Annotated in this window: 25 protein-coding genes; 12 read left to right on the top strand and 13 right to left on the bottom strand. The window is 70.5% G+C overall.

From position 1 onward, the window contains the following. Positions 1-50: 50 nt before the first annotated feature. The 5 genes from R9X44_RS02435 to R9X44_RS02415 all read right to left on the bottom strand — a co-directional run bounded on the left by R9X44_RS02435 (position 51) and on the right by R9X44_RS02415 (position 3,935). Positions 51-896 (bottom strand): helix-turn-helix transcriptional regulator, encoded by an 846-nt coding sequence (locus tag R9X44_RS02435; RefSeq protein WP_319812264.1) that lies wholly within the window; start codon positions 894-896, stop codon positions 51-53. Further along, complete coding sequence (locus R9X44_RS02430; protein WP_319812263.1) at positions 877-1,395, bottom strand: DUF6879 family protein; 519 nt, start codon at positions 1,393-1,395, stop codon at positions 877-879. Before R9X44_RS02430 ends, R9X44_RS02435 begins: the two co-directional genes overlap by 20 nt. Next, positions 1,376-1,609, bottom strand: coding sequence for a hypothetical protein (locus R9X44_RS02425; protein WP_319812262.1), 234 nt, complete (start codon positions 1,607-1,609; stop codon positions 1,376-1,378). Before R9X44_RS02425 ends, R9X44_RS02430 begins: the two co-directional genes overlap by 20 nt. 286 nt (positions 1,610-1,895) lie before the next feature. Beyond that, complete coding sequence (gene ychF / locus R9X44_RS02420) at positions 1,896-2,975, bottom strand: redox-regulated ATPase YchF (protein ID WP_319812261.1); 1,080 nt, start codon at positions 2,973-2,975, stop codon at positions 1,896-1,898. 18 nt (positions 2,976-2,993) lie between these two features. Continuing rightward, positions 2,994-3,935, bottom strand: a complete 942-nt coding sequence (locus tag R9X44_RS02415) for an alpha/beta hydrolase (protein ID WP_319812260.1) — start codon at positions 3,933-3,935, stop codon at positions 2,994-2,996. A gap of 124 nt (positions 3,936-4,059) precedes the next feature. Here R9X44_RS02415 and R9X44_RS02410 point away from each other — a divergent pair, with 124 nt between their 5' ends. Further along, a complete protein-coding gene (locus tag R9X44_RS02410; protein WP_319812259.1) occupies positions 4,060-5,310 on the top strand; it encodes a DNA recombination protein RmuC in 1,251 nt (416 codons plus the stop codon). Beyond that, positions 5,307-5,840, top strand: a complete 534-nt coding sequence (locus R9X44_RS02405) for a DUF6542 domain-containing protein (RefSeq protein ID WP_319812258.1) — start codon at positions 5,307-5,309, stop codon at positions 5,838-5,840. The genes R9X44_RS02410 and R9X44_RS02405 overlap by 4 nt, the downstream gene beginning before the upstream one ends. A gap of 2 nt (positions 5,841-5,842) precedes the next feature. Here R9X44_RS02405 and R9X44_RS02400 read toward each other — a convergent pair whose 3' ends face one another. After that, a complete protein-coding gene (locus R9X44_RS02400) occupies positions 5,843-6,832 on the bottom strand; it encodes a 4-hydroxy-3-methylbut-2-enyl diphosphate reductase (RefSeq protein ID WP_319812257.1) in 990 nt (329 codons plus the stop codon). Positions 6,833-7,024: 192 nt separating this feature from the next. Between R9X44_RS02400 and R9X44_RS02395 the strand changes: the two genes are divergently transcribed. Continuing rightward, positions 7,025-7,753, top strand: coding sequence for a hypothetical protein (locus tag R9X44_RS02395; protein WP_319812256.1), 729 nt, complete (start codon positions 7,025-7,027; stop codon positions 7,751-7,753). Positions 7,754-8,575: 822 nt separating this feature from the next. Beyond that, on the top strand, positions 8,576-9,187 hold the full coding sequence (locus R9X44_RS02390) for a DUF1707 domain-containing protein (RefSeq protein WP_319812255.1): 612 nt from the start codon (positions 8,576-8,578) through the stop codon (positions 9,185-9,187). On the opposite strand, the gene glpX is transcribed toward R9X44_RS02390, so the two are convergent. After that, positions 9,184-10,206 carry a class II fructose-bisphosphatase gene (gene glpX, locus R9X44_RS02385; RefSeq protein ID WP_319812254.1) on the bottom strand — a complete coding sequence of 341 codons (1,023 nt, stop codon included), beginning with the start codon at positions 10,204-10,206 and terminating at the stop codon, positions 9,184-9,186. The two genes, R9X44_RS02390 and glpX, sit on opposite strands and share 4 nt — an antisense overlap. 130 nt (positions 10,207-10,336) lie before the next feature. Between glpX and R9X44_RS02380 the strand changes: the two genes are divergently transcribed. Together R9X44_RS02380 and R9X44_RS02375 are read left to right on the top strand one after the other, a co-directional pair. Continuing rightward, positions 10,337-10,945, top strand: a complete 609-nt coding sequence (locus R9X44_RS02380) for a TetR/AcrR family transcriptional regulator (protein WP_319812253.1) — start codon at positions 10,337-10,339, stop codon at positions 10,943-10,945. Further along, positions 10,942-11,556 carry a DUF4245 domain-containing protein gene (locus tag R9X44_RS02375; protein WP_319812252.1) on the top strand — a complete coding sequence of 205 codons (615 nt, stop codon included), beginning with the start codon at positions 10,942-10,944 and terminating at the stop codon, positions 11,554-11,556. Before R9X44_RS02380 ends, R9X44_RS02375 begins: the two co-directional genes overlap by 4 nt. Positions 11,557-11,564: 8 nt before the next feature. Here the strand turns inward: R9X44_RS02375 and R9X44_RS02370 are convergent, their stop codons facing one another. Then, a complete protein-coding gene (locus R9X44_RS02370) occupies positions 11,565-11,783 on the bottom strand; it encodes an exodeoxyribonuclease VII small subunit (protein WP_319812251.1) in 219 nt (72 codons plus the stop codon). A gap of 39 nt (positions 11,784-11,822) precedes the next feature. On the opposite strand from R9X44_RS02370, the gene xseA reads away from it, so the two are divergent. Both xseA and R9X44_RS02360 read left to right on the top strand, forming a co-directional pair. Further along, positions 11,823-13,043 carry an exodeoxyribonuclease VII large subunit gene (gene xseA, locus R9X44_RS02365; RefSeq protein WP_319812250.1) on the top strand — a complete coding sequence of 407 codons (1,221 nt, stop codon included), beginning with the start codon at positions 11,823-11,825 and terminating at the stop codon, positions 13,041-13,043. Positions 13,044-13,081: 38 nt separating this feature from the next. After that, positions 13,082-14,275: an MFS transporter gene (locus R9X44_RS02360; RefSeq protein WP_319812249.1), complete on the top strand. Its 1,194-nt coding sequence runs from the start codon at positions 13,082-13,084 to the stop codon at positions 14,273-14,275. Here R9X44_RS02360 and R9X44_RS02355 read toward each other — a convergent pair. Next, on the bottom strand, positions 14,272-15,888 hold the full coding sequence (locus R9X44_RS02355) for a PLP-dependent aminotransferase family protein (protein ID WP_319812248.1): 1,617 nt from the start codon (positions 15,886-15,888) through the stop codon (positions 14,272-14,274). The two genes, R9X44_RS02360 and R9X44_RS02355, sit on opposite strands and share 4 nt — an antisense overlap. A gap of 79 nt (positions 15,889-15,967) precedes the next feature. On the opposite strand from R9X44_RS02355, the gene R9X44_RS02350 reads away from it, so the two are divergent. The 4 genes from R9X44_RS02350 (at position 15,968) to R9X44_RS02335 (ending at position 21,394) form a co-directional block, all read left to right on the top strand. Beyond that, a complete protein-coding gene (locus R9X44_RS02350; protein ID WP_319812247.1) occupies positions 15,968-16,945 on the top strand; it encodes a DMT family transporter in 978 nt (325 codons plus the stop codon). Further along, positions 16,876-18,519, top strand: a complete 1,644-nt coding sequence (locus R9X44_RS02345) for a fumarate hydratase (protein ID WP_319812246.1) — start codon at positions 16,876-16,878, stop codon at positions 18,517-18,519. Before R9X44_RS02350 ends, R9X44_RS02345 begins: the two co-directional genes overlap by 70 nt. A 98-nt stretch (positions 18,520-18,617) precedes the next feature. Further along, positions 18,618-19,940, top strand: coding sequence for a serine/threonine-protein kinase (locus R9X44_RS02340; protein ID WP_319812245.1), 1,323 nt, complete (start codon positions 18,618-18,620; stop codon positions 19,938-19,940). Positions 19,941-20,005: 65 nt separating this feature from the next. Next, positions 20,006-21,394 carry a class II fumarate hydratase gene (locus R9X44_RS02335; RefSeq protein ID WP_319812244.1) on the top strand — a complete coding sequence of 463 codons (1,389 nt, stop codon included), beginning with the start codon at positions 20,006-20,008 and terminating at the stop codon, positions 21,392-21,394. A gap of 81 nt (positions 21,395-21,475) precedes the next feature. On the opposite strand, the gene R9X44_RS02330 is transcribed toward R9X44_RS02335, so the two are convergent. The 4 genes from R9X44_RS02330 to R9X44_RS02315 all read right to left on the bottom strand — a co-directional run bounded on the left by R9X44_RS02330 (position 21,476) and on the right by R9X44_RS02315 (position 25,909). Continuing rightward, positions 21,476-22,387 carry a hypothetical protein gene (locus R9X44_RS02330; protein WP_319812243.1) on the bottom strand — a complete coding sequence of 304 codons (912 nt, stop codon included), beginning with the start codon at positions 22,385-22,387 and terminating at the stop codon, positions 21,476-21,478. A gap of 350 nt (positions 22,388-22,737) precedes the next feature. Then, positions 22,738-23,265: a transglycosylase SLT domain-containing protein gene (locus R9X44_RS02325; RefSeq protein ID WP_319812242.1), complete on the bottom strand. Its 528-nt coding sequence runs from the start codon at positions 23,263-23,265 to the stop codon at positions 22,738-22,740. A gap of 253 nt (positions 23,266-23,518) precedes the next feature. Then, the gene (locus tag R9X44_RS02320; protein WP_319812241.1) at positions 23,519-24,280 is read right to left on the bottom strand and encodes a lytic transglycosylase domain-containing protein; all 762 of its coding nucleotides are present in this window, start codon (positions 24,278-24,280) and stop codon (positions 23,519-23,521) included. Positions 24,281-24,589: 309 nt separating this feature from the next. Further along, positions 24,590-25,909 (bottom strand): PhoH family protein, encoded by a 1,320-nt coding sequence (locus R9X44_RS02315; RefSeq protein ID WP_319812240.1) that lies wholly within the window; start codon positions 25,907-25,909, stop codon positions 24,590-24,592. Positions 25,910-25,932: the final 23 nt, after the last annotated feature.

The following is a 25,932-nucleotide window of genomic DNA, read 5'->3' as shown; positions in this document are numbered from 1 at the left end:
ACGCTAAAAGCGCGAAATAGACACGGTCCATCGTGTTGCGAGTTGTTGCGCTAAAGCTCGTCGAGAGCCTTCGTGATCAGCGCTCGGGCGTCCCGTCCGTAGACGGCAGAGGTCTTCAGCACGTCGAACATCCGGGCGTATTGGCGGATCTCCTGAGGGCGCGTCACTTCGATTGAGGCGGTCGGGGTTTCCAGGCAGACGAGGGAGTCATCGAAGATCCAGAAGCCTGCCGAGCCGACAGCGGTTCGTTCGCTCATCATCGGGATGATGCCGAGAGAGACACTGGGCAGGCCCATGACGGCTAGCATCCGGTCGAGTTGTCCGGCTTGCACCTCCGCCGTGCCGAACCACGTCCGGAGGGCCTGTTCTTCGAGCAGTACAGCGAAGCGCTTCCCACCCTGGTAGATGACTTTCTGGCGCTCCATTCGCGCGTGCAACGCCTGTTCCAAATCGTTGGGCGTCTCCAGGAAGTCGATCCAGAACGACAGCATCGCGCTTGCGTACTCGGCAGTCTGGAAGAGACCGGGGATCACGTTGTGCTCGTAGATCCTGAAGTGCTGGGTCCGCTCGTAGAGCGGAACAGCGGACGTCATGAGCCGTTTCATGCCCGCCCGTGTCTGCCGCCGGAACTCGACATAGGCCGATTCGACCGCGCGGGCTGTGGCGATGATGTCCGGTGCCTGATCTCCGGCCCCGCAAGCCACACACCAGGCTCGGATGTCCCGATCCGTCGGGGACTGCGAACCGGTCTCCAGCCTGCTCACCTTCGAGTAGTGGAAGCCGACCAGGCGTGCCAACTCTCGCCCGGACAGCTCCGCTTCCTTGCGCAGCTCACGCAGGCGCGCGCCGAGGGCAACGCGCGCCTGCTTCGCCGAGCTAGACGGGACGGTAGTCACGGTGCGGGGTGGCCAAGCCCCAGACGGCCTCAAAGGCGGTGCGGCAAAGGCCGATGGCTCGGGGGTCTTCCGTTGCCGTCATGCCGACGGACAGACCACTTCCGGCGTAGTGGAGGAAGACCGCCGTGCGGTCATCGAAGAGGTAGAAGTCGTTGCCGGGGATGCCGACACCCGACACAAGACGGCGGGGAACCCACCGGATGTCTTCCCCCGCGTCCACCATCGGATGAGCGATGCTGTGCGACCACCGCTGATAGTCGCTGAGCGGCTCTGAGACGATCCGAGCGCGCCGCACAGAGCGTCCGGCGCGCCCATGCTCCCGCAACGTCTCACACCACCCCTGAAGCCACGACAGGTCATCTGGTTCGCCTGCCGCCCACTTCGCCATGTGCGGCAGTTCCACGGCCGTCCCGTACGCGTCTCGGGTCTCCAGATGGACGGCTTCCCGCTCGAAGTCGGTGAGCAGCCGTTCGAACTCCTCAGACTCGACCTGCCGCACGTGCCTCCTCCTCGAAGAACGCCCTGAAGAACTGGATCATCCGGTCCGGGATCTCCACGACCGATTCGCCCTCGGGGATGTTGAGCATGGCGAGGATGTCGGCATCCGTGACCTCCCAACCCTGCACGAGCCACGACCCCCGGTCCGTCCGATAGATGGTCGGCGAACCGGTCGGGTTCGACTCAGGGTCCTTGCCGATCAAGGTAATCCGCATGACGTGCTCCCGTCTCAGTGTTGCAGCCTGTTGCGCCCCTTCAGGCTCTTGTTGGGGCCGGTTGATCGTCAAGGGTGTTGCGGTTTGTTGCGATGCATCCGGCGGGCCGCACGCGACCGTTCATTGCCGCCGAGGGCCGTCCGGCGGGTCAGCACCAAGTCAGCACGGCATCCCGAAAGACACCGAAACGGCCCGGACAACTCCGAAGAGTGTCCGGGCCGCATGGGCTGTGAGCTGGGGCTTTGCGCTTAGCGACGTGCGGTGCTATAAGCGTCCGGTTCGACCGCTAGACGTTGAAGCGGAATTCGACTACGTCGCCGTCTTGCATGGTGTAGTCCTTGCCTTCCATGCGGGCTTTGCCGGCGGAGCGGGCGGCGGGGATGGAGCCTTCGGCGACGAGGTCGGCGAAGGAGACGATTTCGGCCTTGATGAAGCCGCGTTGGAAGTCGGAGTGGATGACGCCGGCGGCTTCGGGGGCGGTGGCGCCCTTCTTGATGGTCCAGGCTCGGGCCTCTTTGGGGCCCGCCGTGAGGTAGGTCTGGAGGCCCAGGGTGTCGAAGCCGACGCGGACGAGCTGGGCCAGGCCGGACTCTTCCTGGCCCATGGACTGGAGGAGTTCGAGGGCCTCGTCGTCGGGGAGTTCTATGAGCTCGGACTCGATCTTGGCGCTGAGGAAGATCGCTTCGGCGGGGGCGACCATGTCGCGGAGCTTGGCCTTGAGGGCGTCGTCGCCGAGTTCGTCGTCGTCGAGGTTGAAGACGTACAGGAAGGGCTTGGCCGTCAGGAGGTGGAGCTCGCGCAGGAGGGCGCGGTCGAGGCCCGCGGCGAAGACGGTGACGCCCTCGTTCAGCTTGGCCTCGGCGGCCTTGACGGCTTCCAGGACGGCCGGGGCGTCCTTGTCCTTCTTGAGCTTGACCTCCTTCTCCAGCCGGGGCAGGGCCCGCTCGATGGTCTGGAGGTCGGCGAGGATCAGCTCGGTGTTGATCGTCTCGATGTCGCGCAGCGGGTCGGTGTCACCGTCGACGTGGGTGACGTCGGGGTCGTTGAAGGCCCGGATGACCTGGCAGATCGCGTCGGTGTCGCGGATGTTGGCCAGGAACTTGTTACCGAGCCCCTGCCCCTCGGAGGCGCCCTTGACGATGCCGGCGATGTCGACGAACTCGATCGTCGCCGGGAGGATCTTGGCGGAGCCGAAGATCTCGGCGAGCTTGCCGAGCCTGGGGTCGGGCACGCCGACGACGCCCACGTTCGGCTCGATGGTGGCGAACGGATAGTTCGCGGCCAGCGCGTCGTTCTTGGTCAGGGCGTTGAACAGCGTGGACTTGCCGACGTTGGGCAGTCCGACGATCCCGATCGAAAGGCTCACGTCAGGTGAGTCTAGTGCTCAGCGCGAGCGCAGGAACTCGGCGATGTCGGCTATGGCGGCCTTGCCTTCCGGGACGTAGTCGGCGAAGACGGGGAAGACGTGCGCCTGGTCATTCCATTCGCGGTGGACGACCTCGACCCCTGCGGCGGCCGCCCTCGCGGCGACGTTACGGGCGTCGTCACGGAGGATCTCTGTGCTGCTGGAGATCAGCATGAGGGGCGGGAAGCCCTTGTAGTCGCCGTGCACGGGGTCGAACAGCGGGTCCCCTTCGGCGGCGGCCTTGCAGAACTGTTCTCCGAGCCACTTGAGCTTGACGGCTGGGATGACGTGGTCGCCGTCGGCGTTGGCGGTGTGGGAGTCCGACGCGCACAGCAGGTCGGCCCAAGGCGAGATCGCCACGACGGCCGAGGGCAGCTCGCTCCCCCGCCGCTTGAGCGCGTGCAGGAGGGACAGCGCAAGGTGCCCTCCTGCGGAGTCCCCTCCTACGACGACGTCCTGGGCCGCGTAACCCATCGCCAGGAGGAAGTCGTAAGCGGTGACGGCGTCTTCGAGCGCGTCAGCCGGGGTGTTCTCTGGGGCCAGCCTGTAGTCGAGCACCAGGACGGGCCGCCTTGTGGCCGCCGAGAGCCGCCAGGAAAGGCCCCGGTACATGATCGGGCTGCCGAAGAAGTACCCGCCTCCGTGCAGATACAGGACGACCTTGCCGTCGTCGGTCTCGCCGGCGCGTACCCACTCGGCGGAGAAGTCCTCGAACACGTGCGGCGTGATCCTGACGCCCCGGGGAGCCCTGCTGCGCAGCGCGGCGTTGATCCTGCGGAAGCGGACGAGCCCGTCGTCGGTGGAGGCCGACGACGCCCACAGCCGCCGCCCGGAGTTGCGGATGATCGTGTTGAAGATCCGCGCGCGCCGGGTCGGGGGCGCGTCCGGGCGCAGGGACAGGTCATGCCGGAAGGAGGACATGTCCGGATTCTCACGGTGCAGCCGCCGCGTGACAACCTTCCGGACGGATTCGGGGACGGCGCACAACCGAACTCGTGCCGCGCCGTGGAGAACGATTCGCCCGCGTCCGTGCAACGATCAGGTCATGAGTGCGGGACTCCTTGCCGGGCTGCTTATCGGCGTCGTGTTGGGCTTCGCGCTCGCCACCGCCCGCCAGGCCGCGCTCATCGCCCGCGCCAAGGCCGCAGAAGACAAGCTCGCGTACGCCGAGCGGGCTATGGTCGAGCGTTTTGAGGCCCTTTCAGCGCGCGCGCTCGACGCCTCCAATCAGCGGTTCCTTGAGCTCGCCGATACGCGGCTGCGTGCTGCGGGCGTGGAGGCGGCGGGCGAGCTTGAGCGGCGTAAGCAGGCCGTCGAGCATCTCGTCGCCCCGCTGCGCGAGACGCTGGGCCGGGTGTCGGAGCAGCTCGGCGAGCTTGAGGCGAGCCGCAGGGAGTCGCACGCGATGCTCGCCAAGCAGGTGGACTTCGTGCGGCAGACGTCGGAGCAGCTGCGCGGTGAGACGCGCACGCTCGTGCGCGCGCTACAGCGTCCGGAAGCGCGCGGCCGTTGGGGCGAGCTGCAGTTGCGCAGGGTCGTGGAGCTGGCCGGGATGACGCCGCACTGCGACTTCTCCGAGCAGGCGTCGGCCGCGACCGCCGACGGCGTCGTCAGGCCGGACCTCGTGGTCAAGCTGACCGAGGGCAGGACGATCGTCGTGGACTCCAAGGTCTCCCTGGCCGCCTACCTTGAGGCCGCCGAAGGCAAGGAGAACCGTCTCGACGCCCACGCGCGGCACCTTAGGGACCACGTGGACCGCCTGGCTGCCAAGACGTACTGGCAAGCCTTCTCCCCGGCCCCTGAGTTCGTCGTCTTGTTCGTCCCCGGAGAGGCGTTCCTTGCGCCCGCCTTGGAGCGCGACCCCTCGCTGCTGGAGTACGCGATGGCCCGACGGGTCCACATCGCCACCCCCACGACCCTGATCAGCATGCTCCGCACCGCCGCCTACACCTGGCAGCAGGCCGCGCTCTCCCGCAACGCGAGGCAGGTCTTCGCCCTCGGCCGCGAGCTGTACGACAGGCTCGGCACCCTCGGCGGCCACCTCGACGAGCTCGGCCGCGGCCTCACCGGGGCCGTCCGCGCCTACAACCGGACCGTCGGCTCGCTGGAGAACCGGGTCCTGGTCACCGCACGCAAGCTGAACGAACTCGGCGTCACCGACGCCGTCCTCGCCGGGCCGCGTCCCGTCGAGGAGTCCCCCCGCGCGCTGTCGGCCGCCGAGCTGCTGCCCGACGCCGTGCCGCAGGTCCCCGATCCCGTCCACCACGCCAGTTCGCGTCCGGAGGATGCCCGATGAGCAGCACCGAGACCCGGGAGAAGAAGAAGCCCGGCGGGAAGAAGAAGCCGGACGCGGCGCGGACCGCGCAGCGCAGGCGGCGGCGTCCGACGGTCAGCCTGACCGCGCGCGGCGCGGTCGCGGTGGTGTTCGCCGGGACGTTCGCTGGCGCGCTCGCGGACCTGTGGGTGCTGCCCGGTGTCGCGTTTGTGGCGGTCTGTGTGCTGGCGGCGCTGGCGACGCGGCCCGACGACCTGCCCGTCCTCGTCGTCGCCCCGCCCGTGCTGTACCTGCTGGGGACCCTGTTCGCGAACGCCGTCGGGATGCTCGGCGACCGCACGTTCACCCAGAGCATGCTGGTGGCGCTGCCGCTCGACCTCGTGACGCGCGCGCCGTGGCTGCTCGCGGGCACGGTCGCGGTCGCGGTGATCGCGGTGCGCCGCGGCCTGCTGACGGCGTGGCGCGAGCTGACGCTCAAGGCCGACGGCTTCCGGCTCACCCGGGAGCGTTACGCCGAGGAGGACCCCGTCCGATGGGACGAGCGGACGTGAGGTCAGGCGCGCAGGTCCTTGCGCAGCTCGTGCGGCAGCGCGAAGACCATGTGCTCGCGGACGGACTCGATCTCCTCGACGTCGTCAAAACCGTGCGCCGCCAGGAGGTCGAGGACGCCGCGCACAAGGATGTCGGGGGCCGACGCGCCGCTGGAGACGCCGACGGTCTCGACGCCCTCGAGCCACGCGGGGTCGATCTCCTCGGCGTAGTCGACGAGTTTGCCGTCCTTCGCGCCGTAGTCCTTGGCGACCTCGACAAGCCGGACGGAGTTGGAGGAGTTACGCGATCCGACCACGATCACCAGGTCGGCGCGCGCGGCGATCTCACGGATCGCGGTCTGCCGGTTCTGGGTGGCGTAGCAGATGTCGTCCGACGGGGGGCTCTGCAGCGACGGGAACCGCTCACGGAGCGCGTCGACGGTTTCGTTGGTCTCGTCCACCGACAGGGTGGTCTGGGAGAGCCAGACGATCTTGTCGGGGTCACGGACCGTGACGTTGGAGACGTCGGCGGGGCCGTCGACAAGCTGGATGTGCGCGGGGGCCTCGCCGGAGGTGCCGATCACCTCGGGGTGGCCCTGGTGCCCGATGAGCAGGATGTCGTAATCGTCCTTGGCGAAGCGGACGGCCTCGCGGTGGACCTTGGTGACGAGCGGGCATGTCGCGTCGATCGTCTTGAGGTTGCGCTCGGCGGCCTGGTCGTGGACGACCGGGGCGACGCCGTGCGCGGAGAAGATCACGATCGCGCCTTCTGGCACGTCGTCGGTCTCGTCCACGAATATCGCGCCGAGTCCTTCGAGGGTCTTGACCACGTGCTTGTTGTGCACGATCTGCTTACGGACGTAAATAGGGGCGCCGTACTTCTCCAGCGCCTTCTCCACCGTCTGCACGGCGCGATCGACGCCGGCGCAGTATCCGCGGGGCTTGGCCAGAAGCACCTTGCCCCTCTTGGCCTTGCCCTGCTCGCTCGTCTCACGCGTGCTCGTAGCGGTCATGCCCACACTTTACGTTCCGCGACCCCGGCACCGATACCCGTGCGGGCATGTGACCCAATGCACGCACCGCCCGGAGATATTTCCGTTTACGGGGGGTGACCGGAAACCCACGATTACGGCACAGTTGGAAAGAACACTTCCCCCGTAGTGCCCTATACGGTGTGTTCTCGGATCAGCAGGGAGCAGTGAAAGATGTCGCGTAACCCGCGAGAAGTCGGCAAGCAGGTACAGGAGACCCTGAACGAGCAGGTCAGGGATCTGCCGATCCACGCGGCACGGCTCGCCATGTTCGGCGTGGGCCGCGCCCTTCTGCTCACCGACCGGGTGACCAAGGACGTCCGGAGCGTGCGGGAGCGTGACTTCGGTCCGGTCCTCGACAGGCTCCTCGCCGACGCCGGGAAGCTGACCTCCAAGCTGGAGGGCACCCCCGTAGGCAGGGTCCTGGAACTGGTCGTGCCCAAGCCCTCCCCGGTGCCCGCCGAGGAGTCGGCGCCGACGCCGGTGGCCAAGCCGCCGGCGGAGATCTCCCTCGGCAAGCCCGCCGCCAAGGCCGCCGAGCCCGCCGAGGCCGTGGAAGCCGCCTCGCCGGTGCAGGTCCTGGAGGAGGAGCTCGACCCGGTGCCGAACGTCGCCGCCGGGCCCGCGTCGGAGACCGTCGAGCTCGACGAGGTCACACCGGCCGCCGACGAGCCCTCAGCGGGCCTGAGCGCCCCGATCGCCGAGGTCGCCACGCTGACCGTGGCTGACCTTCCCGTGCCCGACTACGACGACCTCACGCACGCGTCGCTGCGCGCCCGCCTGCGCAAGCTGACGGCCTCCGAGGTGGCCGTCCTGCTGGAGTACGAGGCAGCGCACGCCGCCCGCCCGGAACTCGTCCGCATGTACGAGAACCGCCTGGCCAAACTAGCCACCCGCCCCTAACACCCCCCTTATTTACCCCGCAGTCCCTTCGGGACTGCGGGGTAAAAGCGCTGGCGCGCGACCACGACGAACACGCTGCGCCGCGCAGAGACCGCCGCGCGACCCTGCGGGCTACTTCCCCTCCCGCAGTCCCTTCGGGACTGCGGGGTAAAAGCGCTGGCACGCGACCGCGACGAATACGCTGCGCCGCGCAGAAACCGCCGCGCAACCCTGCGGGCTACTTCCCGTCCCGCAGTCCCTTCGGGACTGCGGGGTGGAGGGGGTGCCGCGCGACCGCGGTGGGCACGCTGCGCGGCGCACAGGCTGCCGCGTGGCGCTGCGGGCCGCTTCCCTTCCCGCAGTCCCCATCGGACTGCGCCGCGCAGAGGCTGCCGCGCGGCCCTGCGGGCTACTTCCCTTCCCGCACAACCCTTCGGGATCGCGGGGTGAAGAGGCTGCCGCGCGACCCTGCGGGCTGCTTCCCTTCCCGCACAGCCCTTCGGGATCGCGGGGTGAAGGGGCTGCCGCGTGGCGCTGTGGGCTACTTCCCGTCCCGCAGTCCCGAAGGGACTGCGGGGTGGAGGGGTGGGTGGCCGCGGTGGGCAGGTTGCGGGGTGGAGGGGTGGCGTGTGGCGCTGTGGGGTGTATTTCTTCGCGCAGGGTTGGAGGGGGTGCGGGGTGGAGGGGGTGTGTGGCCGCGGTGGGCACGCTGCGCGGCGCACAGGCTGGCGCGTGGCCCTGCGGGTGGAGGGGTGTTGTTTGGGACTGGGAGGGGTGCTTTTCGGGGGTGGGTGGGGGTGGGTTTGGGTGTTGGGGGTGGGGGGTTTGGCTTAGGGTCGGGGGGTGGACTCTGATGTGCCGGCTCGTGATCTGAGGGCCTCTGATGCCGACCGGGACAGGGTCGCGGAGGTGCTGCGGGAGGCCGTCGTTGACGGGAGGCTGACGGCGGAGGAGCACGCTGAGCGGCTTGAGGGCGTGTTCGCGGCGCGGACGCTCGGGGAGCTGACGGTGTTCACGCTTGATCTGTTGCCCGAGGACAAGCAGCCGTTCCAGGTGGAGGCCGGGCAGGTCGTCGCGCTGTTCGGGTCGCACCGGCAGGAGGGGCGGTGGGTGGTGCCGGGGCGGGTTCCGGTCGCCGCCGTGTTCGGCAAGGTCGAGATCGATCTTCGTGAGGCGATCCTCCAGCACCGTCATGTGGTGCTCGATCTCAGTTCGCTGTTCGGCAGGGTGCGGCTGCACGTGCCCGGCGAGGTCGTGGTGCGCTTCACCGGGCGGTCGATGGCGGGGTCGGTGAAGGAGCCCGTGCCCGCCTGGCCCGCCGTCCCGGACGGCGAGGCCCCGGTCGTCGAGCTGACCGGGACCCTTCTGCTCGGCTCCGTCGAGGTGATCCGCCCCAAGCCCCCCAAACCGCCCAAGCGCTCGCGGCGCTTCTGGACCGGAAGGCCGAACGGCTAGGCGGGGGCGTCGAAGTTGATCGCCGAGTAGGCGCGCAGCTTGTTGAGGCGGTGTTCGCCGTCGACCCGCCTGACGGTGCCGCTGCGGCCGCGCATGACCAGCGAGTGGGTGGTCGCCACGCCCTTGACGTACCGGACGCCCTTGACGAGTTCGCCGTCGGTGATGCCCGTGGCGGCGAAGAACACGTCGTCGGAGCTGACGAGGTCGTCGGTGGTGAGCACGCGGCCGAGGTCGTGGCCCGCGTCGATGGCCTTCTGCCGCTCGGCCTCGTCCTGCGGCCACAGCCGCGACTGGATGACGCCGCCGAGGCACTTCATCGCGCAGGCGGCGATGATCCCCTCGGGGGTGCCGCCGATGCCGAGCAGCAGGTCGACGCCGGTGCCCGCGCGGGCGGCCATGATCGCGCCCGCCACGTCGCCGTCGCGGATGAACTTGATCCGCGCGCCGGCCTCCCGGATCTCCTTGACGATCGACTCGTGGCGCGGCCGGTCGAGGATCACCACGGTGACGTCCTCAGGGGCCGAGCCCTTGGCCCTTGCCACGGCGCGGATGTTGTCGCCTACGGGCCGTTCGATGTCGACGACGTCGGCGGCCTCGGCCCCGGTGACCAGCTTCTCCATGTAGAAGACGGCCGAGGGGTCGTACATGGAGTGCCGGGGGGCCACCGCGAGCACCGCGATCGCGTTGGGCATGCCGAGCGCGTTCAGCGTGGTGCCGTCGATGGGGTCGACCGCCACGTCGCACTCAGCGCCGGTCCCGTCGCCCACCTCCTCGCCGTTGTAGAGCATCGGGGCGTTGTCCTTCTCCCCTTCGCCGATCACCACGACCCCCTGCATGGAGACTGTGTTGATCAGCTGACGCATGGCGTTGACGGCGGCACCGTCGGCGCCCAGCTTGTCGCCCCGGCCCACCCAGCGCGCGGCGGCGAGCGCAGCGGCCTCGGTGACCCTGACGAGTTCAAGGGCGAGGTTGCGGTCGGGCGCCTCCGGCGCTGCGGCCAAAGGTGAGGTTTCAGACATTGCGGACCCTTCGGTCGAAGACGGGTTCACCGTGATTCTCTGATTTCGCAAGCCCTTCTCACAAATTGGACCAGACCAGGCCCCCGACCCAAGAACCGGGGCGTGCTCGCGTGGCGTAATCTCAGTGCCCATGAGCAGCGAGATCGAGGAGACCTCCACCAGGGTCTCCGAGCGGGGCCAGGCCACCCGGGGCGCCCTCCTCAGGGCCGCCCGTGAGGTGTTCGCCCAGGAGGGCTTCGCGCAGGCCGCCGTCACCGACATCGTGGCCAAGGCCGGGGCCAGCGTCGGCAGCCTCTACCACCACTTCAACGGCAAGGCCGACCTCTACCTCACGCTGTTCGAAGAGTTCCAGGCCCGCCAGCAGGACCGCACCCGCGAGGCCATCTACAAGGCCCGCGACGAGGGCGAGCGCGACCCGCAGCGGCTGTTCCTCGCGGGCGCGGCGGCCTACCTCGCGGGGTCAGTCGAGGAGCGTGAGCTGTCCCGGTTGTTCCTGTCCGGCGACGGTCCTCCCGGATTCGACAGGATCATGCGGGAACGCCTGCGCAAGTGGGCGCGTCGCAACGCCGCGCTCTTCCAGGCCGAAGACAGCCGCTTCAACGAGCCCCTCGCGATCGTGCTGACGGGTGCGATGCTCGGCGCTGTGTCCGAGGTCTCGTTCGTGGACGACAAGGAGCGGGCCGACCGGCTGTCGGCGTCGATCATCGCGATCCTCGGCACGATCAAGGGCGAGCAGTGAGCGCGCCCCGCACCGAGACGAGGGTCGTCTCCGAGGGCTTCCTCAAGCGGTACCTGTCTGGTCCCGGCCAGTTCTGGATCGCGATCGCGGCGTGCTTCGCCTTCGCGGCGGCCGCGTGGGTGCTCACGCCCGGCAGCGTCGACGACGCCGAGCCCAAGACCGTCGAGTACTCCTTCGACGCCAAGGGCTTCGCGCGCGCGGCCGACTTCGCCGTCTTCGTACCGGAGAACCTGCCTTCTGGCTGGTATGCGAACGCGAGCCGGGTCACCGGGGTCGGCGAGAAGGACGCGGCGCTCACCTGGCACCTCGGCTTCGCGACCCCGTCCGGGGCGCACGCGGCGCTCGTGCAGAGCGACGAGCGGCCGGACGGAGACAAGGGCTTCGTACGCCGGATGACGAACGTGCCGAGGTCGGGTTCTGAGCCGCCCGCCGCGTCGCGCGTCATCGACGGCTCGTCCTGGGGCGAGTACTTCCAGAAGGACAAGAACCAGAGCTCGCTCGTGCTGCGGCTGCCCGCGAGCACCGTCGTGGTGACGGGCACCGCGTCGTTCGCCGAGCTGACCGTCCTGGCGGACGCGCTGAAGGCACAGCCCATCGGCGGCGAAGGCTAGGACCCGGCTTAGAAGGGGGCGTCCTCGTCGGACTGCGGGGCCATCGCGGCCGCGAGTCTCGCGCGGGCGCCTTCCAGCCACTCCTCGCACACCGAAGCGAGCTTCTCCCCCCGCTCCCACAGCACCAGGGACTCCTCGAGCGTGAGCCCTCCGGTCTCCAGGCGCTTCACCACCTCCGCGAGCTCGTCGCGGGCCTTCTCATACGAGAGCGTCTCGTCCTGCGCCATGCGGCAAGCCTACGGGGTGCCGCCCTCTAGGCTCCCCTTATGGCTCTGGAGACCTCGGCGGACAACCCGGTGCCCGTGCGGACGGTGCTCAACGCCGTCGGCGGGTGGATCGGACGGCTCGGACGCGTCTGGGTCGAGGGGCAGATCACCGAGCTGAACCGGCGCGGCGGCACCGTCTACCTGACGCTGCGCGACCCGGCGGCGAACATCTCGGTGCGGGTCGTGGGGGCGCGCGGGGTGTTCGACAACCCGGCGGTGGTCGACGGGGCCCGAGTCGTCATCCATGCCAAACCGGACTTCTACGTCAATCGCGGCACGTTCTCGCTCGCCGCGATCGAGGTGCGCGCGGTCGGCGTCGGCGAGCTGCTCGCGCGGCTTGAACAGCTCAAGCGCGTGCTCGCGGCCGAGGGGCTGTTCCGGCCCGAGCGCAAGCGGCCGCTGCCGTTCCTGCCGGGCACGATCGGGCTCGTGTGCGGGCGGGACTCGGCGGCCGAGCGCGACGTGCTGGAGAACGCGCGCAGGCGCTGGCCGGCCGTGGCGTTCAAGGTCGAGCCGGTGGCCGTGCAGGGCTCACACGCGGTCGGCGAGGTGGTCGAGGCGCTGCGCAGGCTGGACGCGGACCCGTCGGTCGAGGTGATCATCATCACGCGGGGCGGCGGGTCGCTTGAGGACCTGCTGCCGTTCTCCGACGAGACCATGGTCCGCGCGGTCGCGGCGGCGCGCACGCCCGTCGTCTCGGCGATCGGGCACGAGCAGGACGCGCCGCTGCTCGACCTCGTCGCCGACCACCGCGCCTCGACCCCGACCGACGCCGCCAAGCGCGTCGTGCCGGACGTGCGCGAGCAGCTGGCGGCGGTCAGGCAGCTCAGGGATCGGGGCCGCAGGTCGGTGACCGGCCGGATCGAACGCGAGCTGACCTGGCTGAACTCGCTGCGGTCGCGTCCGGCGCTTGCCGATCCGGTGCGCGAGGTCGAGCGCAAGCATGAGCAGGTACTGGCCGCGCGTGACAGGGCGCGCAGGGCGCTCGGGGTGGCGCTCGACCGGGCCGAGGACAGGCTGACGCATACGCGCGCCCGCCTCACCGCGCTGTCTCCGGCCGCCACCTTGGCCCGTGGGTACGCGATCGTCCAGGGGGCCGATAGCGAGGTGCTGCGCTCGGTCGAGGACCTTGTGCCGGGTGAGACGGTCTGGGTGCGGCTGCCCGATGGGCGCAGGTCCGCTACGGTCGACCCCCTTGACCGGGAATCGGGCGATCCCTAGCCTTTCCCGAACTTCTCTCACCTTTTCGGGGGGCGTCCATGCGGGACCGCCAGGCAAGGCTCGCCACCTTCGGCGCCTTCGCCATCCAAGGACTGTGCTTCGCCTCACTCGTCACCCGGGTCCCCCAGATCCAGGACGCGCACGGGCTCAGCGACGCCGACCTCGCCATCGTCCTCCTGCTCGTCCCGGTCATCGCCGGGGTGGGCAGCGCGCTTTCCGGACTTCTCTTCGCCCGGTACGGCAGCGCGGTCGTCTTGCGCGTCGCACAACCCGCCGTCTGTGTGGCGTCCGTGCTGATCGGCCTTACCGGGGGCGAACTGCTGCCGCTCTACGGGGCCGTCGCGCTGTTCGGCCTTTTCGTGGGCGCTGTAGACGCGTCCATGAACGCGCAGGCCGTCGCCGTCGAACGGCACGAGGGGCGGAGCGTCATCTCCGGCTTCTACGCCGTGTGGAGCGTCGCGGGCATCGCGGGCGGGCTGTGGGCGTCGTTCGCCAACAGCCGGGACCTGTCGCTGTTCGAGGGGTTCGTGATCCCCTCCGCCCTCGGGATCGCCGGGGCGCTGTTCCTCGGGCGGTACCTCTACAAGCGCGCCGAGGAGGCCGGAGGGCCGTCGGCCGAGGAGATCAAGGCGGCGGCCAAGCGGGTGCCGTGGCGGCCGATCCTGCTCGTCGGGGTCGCGATGGGCTCGTTCTACATCGCCGACGCGGCGATCTCGAACTACAGCGCCAAGTTCCTCGAGGACGAGCTCGACGCCAGCTCGACCGTCGCGCCGCTGGCCTACGTGGCCTACCAGGTGGCGATGGTGCTCAGCCGGAGCATCGCGGACTTCGGCGTCCGGCGGTTCGGGCCGGTGCTCGTCGTGCGGGCCGGGGCCGTCGTCGGGTTCCTTGGGATGCTCGGGGTGATCCTCTCGCCTAGCGCGCTTGTGGCGATCGCTGCGGTGACCGTCATGGGGCTCGGGGTCTGTGTCGTCGCGCCGATCGCGTTCTCGGCGGCCGACCGGGTGGACGGGACGGGGCTCGGCATCGCGGTGTCCCGGGTCAACCTGTTCAACTATGTCGGGTTCGTCCTTGGCGCGGCGATCATCGGGGCGTTCGCGCCCGCGGACGGGGCTAGCAACCTGCGGCTTGCCTTCACCATCCCGGCCGGGCTGATCCTGCTGATCGTGCTGCTCGCGCCGTCTTTCGCGCCCAAGCCGACGGCGGGAGCCGCCGAGCCCGCGGCCGCCTAAGGGGTGAGCGCGCGGGCGAGTCGGGAGATCCCTGCCGGGATACGCCGTTCGGACACGCCGCCGTAGCCGAGGACTAGTCCTGGGCCGCAGCGCTGGACGGCGACGCCGGCATGGGCCGCGCGCGTCTCGGCGTCGTCGGGCAGGCCGGGGATCTCGACGTACACGTGCAGGCCCGCGCTGACGCCGCCGACCCTTGCTTCGGGCAGCGCGCGGGCCAGGGCCGCGACGAGGGCGTCGCGGCGGGCCCGGTAGACCCTGCGCACCTTGCGCACCTGGTGGTCGTGCGCGCCCGAGGCGAGGAAGCGCGCCAGCGCGTGCTGCTCGACCACCGGCGCGCCGAGGTCGGTGCGCGCGCGGTGCCGCGCGGCGGCCTCGGCGAGGCGGGCGGGGGCGGCGAGCCAGCCGAGCCGCAGGCCCGGCGCGAGCGCCTTGCTGAGCGAGCCGAGCAGCACTGTGCGGTCCGGCGCGAGGCCCTGGACGCAGCCGACGGGCTCGCGGTCATAGCGGAACTCGGCGTCGTAGTCGTCCTCGACGATGACTCCCCCGGTGCGGCGCGCCCAGTCGACGAGCGCGGCGCGCCTCGCCGGGGAGAGCACGACGCCCGTCGGGAACTGATGCGCCGGTGTGACGAGCACGGCCCGCGCGCCCGAGCGGGCCAGGGCCGCGACATCAAGGCCCTCCGCGTCCACCGGAATCCGCACCACCCGCGCCCCCGCCGCCTCAAGCAGCGGAATCTGCCGCTCCGACGTCGGATCCTCCACCGCCAACAGGCCCCCGCCCTCCTCACCCGACCCCCGGCCCTCCCCTGCAAGGGGGCTTGTGGGCTCCCCACCCGACCCCAACGTCGGGTCTTCCCCTGCGAGGAGGCTCGTGCGCCCCTCACCCGAACCTGGCCCCGGGTCCCCCACCGCGAGCAGGCCCGCCCGCTCTCCACCCGAGCCCGACCCCGGGTCCTCCCCTGCGAGGAAGCTCGCGTGCTCCTCACTCGGGCCTGGCTGCGGGTTCGCCACTGCGAGGGGGCCCACGCGCTCCTCCCCCGAGCTTGACCCCGGGTCCTCTCCTGTGAGGAGGTGGGCGATTATGGAGAGGGCGTGGGCTACGCCGCTGGTGATGACGATCAGGTCGGGGCTTGTGTCGGCGGCGCGTACGCGGCCGAGGTATGCGGCGAGTTCTTCGCGTAGTGGGGGGACGCCTGCGGGGTCGGGGTAGGCGAAGTCGTCGTGCTGCATTGTGTCCAGGGCGTGTTTGTAGGCCGCTGCCCAGCGTGCGCGGGGGAACTGGGCGAGGTCGGGCCGTCCTGGGCGGAAGTCGTATTCGACGGGTGTGACGCGCTGGTTGTCGCCGTGTGTCCGGGTGGCGCGGCTTGCGGGGACGTGGGCGACGCGGGTGCCGTCGCCGGTACGGGCCAGCAGGAAGCCTTCGGCCACGAGCTGTTCGTACGCGGCCACCACGACGCCGCGGGAGACCCCGAGGTCGGCGGCCAGGCTGCGTGACGAGGGCAGCCGCGCCCCTCCCGCGAGCCGCCCCTCCCGGACTGCCGCGCGCAGCCCCGCCGCGAGCTGCGCGGCGAGCCTGCCCGCCGTCCGGTCCACCGCCACGTGCAGGTCGCCCACCCGGCGCCCCCAATGGTCCTGAATCCCGGCTGTTGATTGGCTCTCATTCTGGGTCCAATTCCGCCCTAGCGTCACCCGCATGAGAGAACCGGGGGACGTCGGCGCGGGCATGGCCGCCGCGACGGGAATGGCGCTCGTCGGGACGATGGCGGCGGTCTCCACGACCGTCACGGCGTATCCCGTCCTGACAGGACAGGCGCTCAGGTACGCGATCGCGGCGGCCGTCCTGCTTCCGCTCGCCGTACGGGCCGCCGGTACGCCGCCCAAGGGGGCGCGGGAGTGGGCGCTGCTGCTCGCGCTTGCCGCCTCGGGCCTCGCGGGGTTCAACTACTGCCTTGTCGAGGCGGTCAAGACGGCGTCTCCCGCGACGGTAGGGGCGGTCCTCGGCTGCTCGCCCGTGGTGATCTCCGTCATCGGGCCGCTCGCGCAGGGGCGGAGGCCGTCGAGGCGGCTCGTCCTCGCGGCCCTGACCGTCAGCGCGGGGGCGGCGCTGGCCAGCGGGTTCGGCGGGGGTGATCTTCGCGGCCTCGCCTACGCTCTCGGAGCCCTGGCCGGGGAGGCGCTGTTCTCCCTCCTCGCCGTCCCTCTGCTGCCAAGGCTGGGGGCGGTACGGCTGTCGGCCTACTCGGTGGGTCTCGCCGTCCCGCTGCTCGCGGGCGCGGCCCTGCTCACCGGTGAGTCCTTCCGGCTCCCCACGCCCACCGAGGCCGCCGCGTTCGGCTACATCGGCCTGGTGATCACCGTCGTGGCGTTCCTGCTCTGGTACCGCGCGCTGGGCCGGCTGGGGGCCGACAGGGCGGCGCCCTACGGGGGGCTGATCGCGGTCGCGGCGGTGGCCGCCACGGCCGTCATCGGCCGCGGCCTGCCGACGGCCGCCGAGGTCACCGGCTGCCTGCTCGTCGCGGCGGGCGTGACCTGCGGGGCGATCCGCTCAGGGCGACCCTTTACCCTTAGACGGCCTGCCGAACGAGATGTGCGAGGGATGAGATGGCGGAATTCGTCCACACCGAGCTGCTTCCCCTGGGGAAGGACACCGAGACGGAGTACCGGCTCCTGACCACCGAGGGCGTGTCCACGATCGAGGCCGCGGGGCGCACGTTCCTGCAGGTCGAGCCCGAGGCGCTGCGGCTGCTCGCGGAGACCGCGATCCGCGACATCCAGCACCTGCTGCGGCCCGCGCACCTCGCCCAGCTGCGCCGGATCCTCGACGACCCCGAGTCCTCCCCCAACGACCGCTTTGTCGCGCTCGACCTGCTGAAGAACGCGGGCATCGCCTCCGGCGGCGTCCTGCCGATGTGCCAGGACACCGGCACCGCGATCGTCATGGGCAAGCGCGGCCAGCACGTGCTCACCGACGGCGAGGACGCCGCCCACCTTTCACACGGCGTCTACGACGCGTACACGCGGCTCAACCTGCGCTACTCGCAGATGGCCCCGCTGACGATGTGGGACGAGAAGAACACGGGCACGAACCTGCCCGCCCAGGTCGAGCTGTACGCCGAGCCGGGCGACGAGTACAAGTTCCTGTTCATGGCCAAGGGCGGCGGCAGCGCCAACAAGTCGTTCCTGTACCAGGAGACCAAGGCGGTCCTGAACCCCAAGCGGATGCTCGCGTTCCTCGAGGAGAAGATCCGCAGCCTCGGCACGGCGGCCTGCCCGCCCTACCACCTGGCGATCGTGGTCGGCGGGACGTCGGCGGAGTACGCGCTGAAGACCGCCAAGTACGCCAGCGCCCACTACCTGGACTACATCCCCACCGAGGGCTCGCCGACCGGCCACGGCTTCCGTGACCTGGAGCTCGAGCAGCAGGTGTTCGAGCTGACGCAGAAGCTCGGCATCGGCGCGCAGTTCGGCGGCAAGTACTTCTGCCACGACGTACGCGTCATCCGGCTGCCCAGGCACGGCGCGTCGTGCCCCGTCGCGATCGCGGTGTCGTGCTCGGCCGACCGCCAGGCCGTCGCGAAGATCACCGCCGAGGGCGTGTTCCTTGAGAAGCTGGAGACCGACCCCGCCCGCTTCCTGCCCGACACCACCGACGACCACCTCGACGACGAGGTCGTCAGGATCGACCTGAACCGTCCGATGGCCGAGATCCGGGCCGAGCTGTCGCGCTACCCCGTCCGCACCCGGCTGTCGCTGAGCGGCCCGCTGGTCGTCGCGCGCGACATCGCGCACGCCAAGATCAAGGAGCGGCTCGACGCGGGCGAGGGCATGCCGCAGTACCTGAAGGACCACGCCGTCTACTACGCGGGCCCGGCCAAGACGCCCGAGGGCTACGCGTCCGGCTCGTTCGGCCCGACGACGGCCGGGCGGATGGACTCCTACGTCGCGGAGTTCCAGGCGGCGGGCGGCTCCCTGGTCATGCTGGCCAAGGGCAACCGGTCGCAGCAGGTCACCAACGCGTGCAAGGAGTACGGCGGCTTCTACCTCGGCTCGATCGGCGGCCCCGCCGCGCGGCTGGCGCAGGACTGCATCCGCAAGGTCGAGGTGCTGGAGTACGCCGAGCTCGGCATGGAGGCGGTGTGGAAGATCGAGGTCGAGGACTTCCCCGCGTTCATCGTCGTGGACGACAAGGGCGAGGACTTCTTCGCCGACACCACGGGTCCCGTCCTCACCATCGGACGCCGCTGACCCGCCTTTGTCCCCGTGTCCGGAGGCCGTGGAAACCGATCCCGACGGACATTGCATACGGTGTCTGACAAGCGCGACGCTCCTGTATCTTGTCCGGCATGACTGAGACGGTGGACTTCGTATTGGCGAAGCGCTACCGCCTGCTCCAGGCTCTCGGACACGGGGCGATGGGCACGGTGTGGCGAGCCCACGACGAGCTCCTAGAGCGCGACGTCGCCATCAAGGAGATCCGCTTCCCAGCGGAGCTCGACGACGCCGACCGCGTCGTGTTCTACCGCCGGACGCTGCGCGAGGCCAGGGCCCCAGCGCGCGTCCGGCACAAGTCGATCATCGAGGTCTACGACGTCGTCCAGGAGCACGCGCGGCCCTGGATCGTCATGGAGCTCATCGAGGCGCCCACCCTCGAGCAGCACATCAAGGAGCACGGTCCGCTGCGGCCCGACGAGGCGGCGGGCATCGGCCGTCAGCTCGTCGCGGCGCTGGCCGAGGCGCACGCGTCTGGGGTGCTGCACCGCGACATCAAGCCGTCGAACGTGCTGCTCGCGCCCGGCCGGGTCGTGCTCACCGACTTCGGGCTCGCCATCACCAACGGCTCGTCGACCATCACCAAGGTGGGCACGTTCGTAGGGTCGCCCGCGTACGTCGCGCCGGAAGTGGCGCGCGGGGAGAAAGCTACCCCGGAGTCCGATCTGTGGTCACTTGGCGCGACCCTGTACTGTGCTGTCGAGGGCAGGCCGCCGTTCGACCACGAAAGCGTCATGGCGACGTTGTCGGCAGTCCTCACCGAGGACCCGAACCCGTCACAGCGTTCGGGTGAACTCGGGCCCATCATCAACGGCCTGCTCCAGCGCAACCCGCGCCGCAGGCTCACACACGCCCGCCTCGCCGAACGGCTCGACCGCGCCGCGACGCCCAAACGCAGCGCGGGCCAGACGCCGGGAGAGAGCATGGTGAACGCGCTGTCGTCGGCCGGGCTGCCGAGCCGCCGCAGCGGCGCGCACCGGGCCAAGCAGAGCCGTCAGGGCGACCTGCGGCCGCTGCTCTTCGGCGGGCTCGGGGTCCTCGCGGTCGGCATCGTGATCGCGGTGATCATCGGCCTCAGCGGCGGCGACGAGCCCGCGGGGCCGTCCGTCGCGGACCCGACCGGCGACGTCGGCACGAGCGTCAGCGCCACCACCGACGTCCTGGTCGTCAAGGCCGAGGGCGGCGCGTGCAAGCTGACGATCATGAGCGGCGGGGTGGGCGGCGCGGCGGCCGACGTGCAGAACACCACGATCCCCGACGGCCAGCTGTTCCGCTCGAACAAGGTCCCGATGGACGTCACGGTCAGCGACGGCCAGGTCTGCAAGGTGACCGTGAACGGCGAAGCCAAGCCTGCCGCGCAGGGCGAGCAGACGTACGTCGACATCGACCGGGGCTGACCCCGGCCCTCCGGGGAAAGCGGGACGCCCGGAATAACCCGGGCCCCCGCGACGTCTGACCCGACATGGGCGAGTTCCGCGTTGAACGCGATTCGATGGGCGAGGTCAGGGTTCCCGCTGAGGCCAAGTGGCGGGCGCAGACGCAGCGGGCGGTGGAGAACTTCCCGATCTCCGGAAGACCCCTGTCGGGGCCGCACATCCGGGCGCTGGCGCTGATCAAGGCCGCCGCCGCGCGCGCGAACGCCGAGCTCGGCGTGCTGCCCGCCGACGTCGCCGACGCGATCGCCGCGGCCGCCGACGAGGTCGCCGAGGGCCGCTGGGACGCCGAGTTCCCCGTCGACGTCTACCAGACGGGCTCGGGCACCTCCTCCAACATGAACGCCAACGAGGTCATCGCGACGCTCGCCGAGGGGCGGCTGGGCCGTCCCGTCCACCCCAACGACCACGTGAACGCCTCACAGTCGTCCAACGACGTCTTCCCGTCCTCCCTGCACCTGGCGGCCACCGAGGCCGTCGTGACGGATCTGACGCCCGCGCTGGCCCATCTCGCCGACGCGCTCGAGGCCAAGGCCGTGGAGTTCGCCGACCTCGTCAAGTCGGGCCGGACCCACCTGATGGACGCGACGCCCGTCACGCTCGGGCAGGAGTTCGCCGGGTATGCCGCGCAGGTCCGCTATGGGATCGAGCGGCTCGAGGGGACGCTCCCCCGGCTCGGCGAGCTCGCGCTGGGCGGCACCGCGGTCGGCACCGGCATCAACACGCCCGACGGGTTCGCCGCCAGGGCCGTCGAACTGCTCGCCGAGCGGACCGGGCTGCCGATCCGCGAGGCGCGCAACCACTTCGAGGCGCAGAGCGCGCAGGACTCCGTGGTGGAGGCCAGCGGCGCGCTGCGCACCGTCGCGGTGAGCCTCACCAAGATCGCCAACGATCTGCGCTGGATGGGGTCGGGGCCGCGCGCGGGGCTCGCCGAGATCCGGCTTCCCGACCTCCAGCCGGGGTCGTCGATCATGCCGGGCAAGGTGAACCCCGTGCTGCCCGAGGCCGTGGCGATGGTCGCGGCGCAGGTCGTCGGGAACGACGCGGCGATCGCGTTCGGCGGGGCGTCGGGCTCGTTCGAGCTGAACGTGCAGCTGCCGATGCTGGCCCGCAACCTGCTCGAGTCGATCTCGCTGCTCGCGAACGTCGTCCGGCTGCTGGCCGACCGGTGCGTCAGCGGGATCGAGGCGAACGTGGGACGCCTCGCCGAGTACGCCGAGGGCTCCCCGTCGATCGTGACGCCGCTGAACCGGTACATCGGGTACGAGGAGGCGGCCGTCGTCGCCAAGCAGGCGCTCGCCGAGCGCAAGACGATCCGGCAGGTGGTCCTTGAGCGCGGTTACGTCGAGGCGGGCGACCTCACCCTCGACCAGCTGGACGAGGCACTTGACGTCCTGCGCATGACGGGCCGGAAATAGCGCGCGACCCCGGCCCGCAGGCCGGGGTCGTCACAGTGCTCAGTACCGGCGGCTCAGTACCGGTGGCTCAGTACCGGTGGCTCAGTACCAGTTGCGTGCGCCGAAGTGGGCCCAGGCGGCGCAGGGGCTGCCGTAGCGCGACTTGATGTAGCGCAGGCCCCATTTGATCTGGGTCTTCGGGTTGGTCGCCCAGTCACGGCCCGCCGAGGCCATCTTGCCGCCCGGCAGCGCCTGCGGGATGCCGTGCGCGCCCGAGCCCGAGTTGTGGGCGCGGTGGCTCCAGCCGCTCTCGCGGGCCCACAGGTTGCGCAGGCACGGCCACTGACGCGCACGCTTCCACCCGTACCTGTCGACCATCCGCCAGCCGAGCAGCTTGTTGTGCTGGACGCGGGTGAGCTTCCTGCGCGGCTTGTGGTGCTTGTGCCGTGGCTTCTTCACGTGCGGCTTCCCGGAGCGCGGCTTGTCGCCCTTGTCCTTCTTGCCGTGGTCACGGCCGTGGTCCTTGCCGTGGTCCTTCACGGGCGGCTTGCCGTGGTCCCTGGGCGGGCCGCCCCAGCCGTCGTCGTCGCGGTCGTAGTCGTCGTAGTCGTCGTGCTTGTCGCGGTCGTACTTGTCGTCGTACTTGTCGTAGTCGTCGCGGCCGTAGAAGTCGCGCTGGTGGTCGTAGAAGTCGTAGATGTGCCTGTCGTGGTCCTTGGGGGAGCCGACGGCTCGGGGACCGGCGTTACGGGGCTTGGTAACGCGGGGTCCGCTCTGGGGCTCGGCGTCCTGGATGAGGCGGGGCTTGTGCGCGGACGCCCTGCGCGGCTCGTCCGCCCGGTCCTTGCGGCGGTCGGCGTCGTCGCGCTGGTATCCCGACGGACGCGGCGCGCCCTCGGCCGCGACCGCGGGAAGGGCCGGCGCGAGCAGCGCCGCGGACGCGGCGAGCGTGACGGTCACGCGGCGTACGCGCGACCGGGTGGGGCTGTGGGACTGCTGCGTGCGTTCGTTCACGAACGGTTCCTTCTTCGGTCGCGGCACCGGCCGTACCGCGAACGGCTCCCGCCCCGTACGGCGTGCCCGCTGACGCGGACTGCCGGACGCCGTGTTCGAGACCCGCTAAGGACTCCGGGGCGCTTGCGGAGCACGGGGTTCGCCCGTGCTCCGCCCACCGTGTGAGGTGACACGCAGGTGTCCATCACCGCCCGTCACGCATAGTGATCATGACTGCGGTGCTTCGGCACAGGAGCTTGGCAGATCGGCGGCGCGGCCGTGACCCGTGGCCCGTGGTCTTGACCCGCCCGGAGCCCCCCGTTGGGCAGCCGATCGTCCCCGCGATCAGTACCGCGACGCGTTACGCGGCGTCAGTACCAGCCCGTCGCGCCGGAGTGCGCCCACGCGCTGCACGGCTTGCCGTAGCGCGACTTGATGTACTTGAGGCCCCACTTGATCTGGGTCTCGGGGTTCGTGCGCCAGTCCTTGCCCGACGACGCCATCTTGGCGGCGGGCAGGGCCTGGGGGATGCCGCCCGCGCCCGACGAGCGGTTGTAGGCGCGGTGGTTCCAGTTGCTTTCCTTGTTCCACAGCTTGACGAGGCAGCGGAACTGCTCGCGGGACCAGCCGCGCTTGGCCACGTGCTTCTTCGCGATGGCCTGGTTGCGCTGCTTGCGCGTGAGCTTCTTCTTCTTGACGGCCGGGGCCTGCACCGCGCCGGCCACCGCGCCCGTCTGCTGTGCGGTGACGACCTTCTGGGTGGACGCCGCCTGCGCGGGCAGCGCCGCGCCGAGTCCGAAAACCAGCCCGGAGGCCGTAACGACCGCGATCTTGCGGACGATACCCCGGTGAACGCGATGACCGTTCTGGGGGGCCTGGGGGGAGGTGTGCCCGGACATAAGGGTTTCCTTTCGTCAGCCGGACGCCGGTCGCATCGCAGGCGGAGACCACCCCGGGCAGAGCCGTCAACGGATGACGAACCGGGCTCCGGGAAAAGCGCGCACGGGGGCGCGCGGGCGCGGACCGAGGGGTCCGCTCATCCGGGGTGGGCGCGACGGGAGAGGCGTCCGTGCCTCATGGGGGCCCGCCGCTTATGGGGTTGTGAAGTGCCGGGCGGCGTCCCCGCTCAGGAGGACGGCCCGGGGCGTGCGCCTAGTACCAGTGGTTGGCGAGGAAGTGCGACCACGCGCCGCACGGGGTGCTGTAGCGCCCCTTGATGTAGCCGAAGCCCCACTTGATCTGGGTCGCGGCGTCGGTCTGCCACTTCGGGCCCGCCGAGGCCATCTTGGTGCCGGGGTTGGCCTGCGGAATGCCGTACGGGCCGTTGACGCTGCCGGCGGTGGTCCGCCAGCCGCTCTCCTTGTTCCACAGGTTGTACAGGCAGCCGAACTGGGTCTTGGGGTCCCAGCCGTAGCCCTTCAGCATGCCCTTGGCGATCGCCTGCGCGGTGCCAGGGGACACCGCGGGCCCCGCTCCGCCGCTCACCTCGGTGGGAGCCGTCGCGGACGGCGTGGGCGTCGGGCCGGTCTTCGTCTTCAGCGACGGGACCGCGTCGTTGGCGGCCGCGGCGATGGCCCGGTCCTTGAGCGCCTTCTTCTTCTCCTCGGCCGACAGCGGCGTCGTCTCGGGAGTCGGCTGGTTCGCGTCCGGCGCCACGGTGGCGGCGGCGTTCGCGGAGCCGTCGGCGTCGTCCAGGCCCACGATGGTGAACGCGGCGACGCCGACCGCGACGAGGGCGGCGACGGCGCCGCCCACAAAGAGCAGCTTGCCCTTGATGCCCTTGTCGTCGCGGATGACGAGATCGAGGGGTTCGCCGTCGGGATCGGTCAGCGGCGAACCCGCCACCTTCACGTCAGGGTGCGGGCTTTCTGGGCCCGCGGGGTCCCAGGCCGTCGGAGGCGTCTGCGTCGTCACCGTCGGGCTCCCTTCCCCAGCGTGCGGTCAAGTGGCGGTCATACGGAGCCCAAGCGCTCCGGCACACACCCTGCCGCAGGATCGGGGGTGGTCCGCAAGCGGAACGAGATGTTCGGAACCGGTCCGGCGGCGGTCAACACGCCGGAAAGCCCCCGCAAACGCCGGTGGAGCTGGGATTCCGGGTTACGCGGGTTGGTTGTGTGATTGTCGTCACACTGGACTCACGGGTCCCGGAAATGTGACGCCGCGCACCCGGAAATGTGACCGCCCGTGCCAAGGCACGGGCGGTCAGTGATCAGATAACGGGCGTTACGCGCCCATGTCGTTGAGCAGATCGGTCACCAGCGCCGCGATCGGCGAGCGCTCGGACCTGCTCAGCGTGACGTGCGCGAACAGCGGGTGGCCCTTGAGCCGCTCCACGACCGCCGCGACGCCGTCGTGCCTGCCGACCCGGAGGTTGTCACGCTGTGCCACATCGTGGGTGAGCACGACACGCGAGCTCTGCCCGATCCTGGACAGAACGGTCAGCAGCACGCCGCGCTCCAGCGACTGCGCCTCATCCACGATCACGAACGAGTCGTGCAGCGAGCGGCCCCGGATGTGGGTGAGCGGCAGGACCTCGAGCATGCCGCGGTCCAACACCTCCTCGATCACCTCGGGAGTCGTGACCGCCGACAGCGTGTCGTAGACGGCCTGCGCCCACGGCGACATCTTGTCGTTCTCCGAGCCCGGCAGATAGCCGAGCTCCTGCCCGCCGACCGCGTACAGCGGCCGGAAGACGACGACCTTGCGGTGCTGACGGCGTTCCAGGACCGCCTCGAGGCCCGCGCACAGGGCGAGCGCCGACTTGCCCGTTCCGGCACGCCCGCCGAGCGAGACGATGCCGACCTCCTCGTCGAGCAGCAGGTCGAGGGCGACGCGCTGCTCGGCCGAGCGGCCGCGCAGGCCGAACGCCTCGCGCTCGCCGCGCACCAGCCGCACCGACTTGTCGGGCAGCACCCTGCCGAGCGCCGAGCCGCGCGCCGACAGCAGCCGCAGGCCCGTGTGCACGGGCAGCTCGCGGGCCGCCTCAAGATCGAGGCGCTGGGTCTCGAACAGCTCGTCCACCTGCTCGGCGGCCACCTCGAGCTCGCGCATCCCGGTCCAGCCGGTCTCCACGACCATCTCGGCCCGGTACTCCTCGGCCGTCAGGCCGACCGCGGACGCCTTGACGCGCAGCGGCAGGTCCTTGGAGACCAGGACGACGTCCTTGCCCTCCTTGGACAGCCAGCGGGCCACGGAGAGGATCCTCGTGTCGTTGTCGCCCAGCCGGAAGCCGTCCGGAAGCACGCTCGGATCGGAGTGGTTGAGCTCCACACGCAGGGTCCCGCCGAACTCCCCTATCGGGAGTTCGTCGTCCAGCCGGCCGTGTTCGACCCGCAGATCGTCGAGCGAGCGCAGCGCCTGGCGGGCGAAGTACCCGAGTTCGGGGTGGTCCCGCTTGGCCTCCAGCTCGGTGATCACGACGATCGGGATGACGACCTCATGCTCGGCGAACCGCGTTATCGCGGCCGGGTCGGAGATGAGGACGCTCGTGTCGAGGACGTAGGTGCGCCGCACGGATGCGGAACGCGTGGAGGGTGTGGCCACTCGCTCTCCTTCGGACGCTGGGG

The organism is Actinocorallia sp. A-T 12471 (genome assembly GCF_033875155.1).
Taxonomy (GTDB): Bacteria; Actinomycetota; Actinomycetes; order Streptosporangiales; family Streptosporangiaceae; genus Actinocorallia.
The sequence above is the reverse complement of the archived record's forward strand: the minus strand, read 5'-3'. Positions and strand labels throughout refer to the sequence as shown.